The sequence below is a fragment of the Protofrankia sp. Cj5 genome, from assembly GCF_917627405.1.
In the GTDB taxonomy this organism is placed as follows: Bacteria; Actinomycetota; Actinomycetes; order Frankiales; family Frankiaceae; genus Protofrankia.
The window spans coordinates 1-2,541 of the sequence record NZ_CAKJTO010000212.1; the positions used below are offsets into that span (position 1 = coordinate 1).

At 69.4% G+C, this 2,541-nt stretch carries 2 protein-coding genes; one reads left to right on the forward strand and one right to left on the reverse strand.

From position 1 onward, the window contains the following. A partial coding sequence (locus MJ777_RS22650; protein WP_239377742.1) for a DEAD/DEAH box helicase occupies nt 1–1,368 on the reverse strand: 1,368 nt, incomplete at its 3' end. A gap of 387 nt (nt 1,369–1,755) precedes the next feature. On the opposite strand from MJ777_RS22650, the gene MJ777_RS22655 reads away from it, so the two are divergent. After that, nucleotides 1,756–2,430 carry a ferritin-like fold-containing protein gene (locus MJ777_RS22655; protein ID WP_239309554.1) on the forward strand — a complete coding sequence of 225 codons (675 nt, stop codon included), beginning with the start codon at nt 1,756–1,758 and terminating at the stop codon, nt 2,428–2,430. Nucleotides 2,431–2,541: the final 111 nt, after the last annotated feature.

Consider the following 2,541-nt stretch of genomic DNA (forward strand, 5'->3'; position numbering starts at 1 on the left):
GCGGGAACCAGGGGGTCGATCGGCAGGCGGCTCGGCTGAGGCCGCGTCGGACTGGTCACTGGCCCTGCGCTGCCGGCGCCGCCCGCCTCGACCGGTTTCACCGAGGTCCTCGACCTTTTCAGCCGCGAGCCCGGCGCGGGTACGGGATGCGTGCGGCAGCACGCCAAGCGCGTCCGCGGGGATCTCAAGATCCTCAAACAGGTGCGGGGAGGTCGAGTAGGTCTCGACCGGCGTGTCGAAGGACAGCCCCAGCGCCCGGTTGACCAGAGCCCACCGTGGCATGTCGTCCCAGTCGACGAAGGTCACGGCCACGCCGCTGCCGCCGGCCCGGCCGGTACGGCCGATGCGGTGGAGGTAGACGTTCTCGTCCTCGGGGCACTGGTAGTTGACCACGTGGGTCACCCCGCCGATGTCGATGCCGCGGGCCGCCACGTCGGTGGCGACCAGCACATCGATCTTGCCTGTCCGGAACGCCCGCAACGCCTGCTCACGTTGGCCCTGGCCGATGTCACCGTGCACGGCCGCGGTGGCGAAGCCCCGCCGGGCCAGGTCATCGACGACCTTGTCAGCGGTGCGCCGGGTCCGGACGAAGACGATGGCCAGCCCACGGCCGTCGGCCTGCAGGATCCGAGCCAAAACTTCGATCTTGTCAAGCGCGTGGGCGCGGAAAACGTGCTGCTGGATGTCTGGGACGGTGCGGCCCTCGTCCGGGCGTTCCGCCGTGACGTGGACCGCCCGCCGCATGAACCGGCGAGCCAGTGCCACGACCGGCCCCGGCATCGTCGCCGAGAAAAGCAGCGTCTGGCGGATGTCGGGGATCTGGGCGAGTATGCGCTCGACATCCGGCAGAAAGCCGAGGTCAAGCATCTCGTCGGCTTCGTCGAGAACGAGCATGCGCACCGCCGTGAGCGCCAGGGCGTTCTGCCGGGCCAGGTCGAGCAGCCTGCCAGGGGTACCCACGACGATGTCCACGCCCGAGCGCAGGTCCGCCAGCTGTGGTTCGTAGGCACGCCCGCCGTAGACCGAGAGCACCCGCAGATCGCGGTGCGCGCCAGCCCGGCCGATGTCAGCGGCGACCTGAACGCACAGCTCACGGGTGGGAACGACCACCAGAGCCTGGGGGCGCCCGGTGGCGCCCTCGGCGCGGCTGGTTACGGTCTGCACAAGCGGGATGCCGAAGGCGAGGGTTTTGCCGGTCCCGGTGCGGGCCTGGCCGATGAGGTCGGAGCCGGCCAGCGCGAGGGGGAGCGTCAGTTCCTGGATGGGAAAGGGGGAGATGATGCCCTGGTCACGCAGAGCCTCGACGATCTCTTCGCGGACACCGAGAGCCGCGAAACCGGGCGCCGACGCGGCGGCGGCTGAGGCCACCGTCCTGCCGGTGCTGGGAAAGTTCGTGGGCTCCTCGTGCGGGGGTGCGGTGGTTTCAGTCGAAACGGACAGCGGGATGCTCCTGGTCTGCTATGAGCGGGATCCGACGCCGCACCCGCTCGCGATATCTACCGGCGGGGTCCGCTGACCCGGGGTGGGGCGACGCCCGCGCGGGCCGGAAGTGGTCTTGTCAACCCCCGGCTGATGACAAGGATAACCTGAGGATGGGCCTCCGCGACATGTTCCGGCACAATGACCTTCGGTGGGGTGGGTGCCGGCCAGGGGATGACGCGCCGCGAATGCCTGCGCCAGCAGGCGTTCTGGCCGTGCCATCCTGTCGACATATTTCGGGGCGGTTCGTGCCGGGCGATACTGAGGTGGTCAGCGATGACGGACAGGACGGGTGTATCCGATCGGGCTGCCGCGTCACGGATCGCCGTCATCGATCTGCTGGGTTTGTTGGCCTTCGGTGAACTGACCGCGTTCGAGCGGCTGGCCACGGACGCGCGGATGGCTCCCACGCTGCTGGACAAGATCGCTCTCGCCCGGATGGCGGCGGCCGAGTTCGCGCATTTCGAGACCGTTCAGGAGCATTTGCTGCGCATGGGCGCGGATCCCGAGGAGGCCATGGGGCCGTTCGTGGTCCCGCTGACGGTTTTCCACAACCTCACCGCGCCGGCGGACTGGCTGGAAAGCCTGGTCAAGGTGTATGTCGGTGACAACATCGTTGCCGATTTCTACCGTGAGATCGCGTCGGTGCTCGCACCCGACGCCCGCGAACTGGTCCTCGACGTCCTGGCCGACACGGGGCACGCGGCGTTTGCGGTAGAGCGCGTCCGTGCCGCGATCGAGGCGAATCCGACTGTGGCTGGCCGGCTCGCGCTGTGGGCCCGGCGGCTGATGGGGGAGGCGCTGACCCAGGCCCAGCGGGTGGCGGTGGACCGGGAGGCGCTGACCGGCCTCCTGGCCGGCATGGGTGACCTACAGGCGTTGGTGGACATGTTCGATCGGATCGCCCAGGCGCACGCGGCGAGGATGGAAGCGCTCGGCCTGTCGGCGTGATGCCGAGGACTTTCCCGCTCCCCGGCATCACGCAGCGCGGACGCCTGTTCGCAGCCGCGTGACGGCGACCACTAGCTGAGGTGGCGGTCCGCTTCGGCACTGACCGAGTTC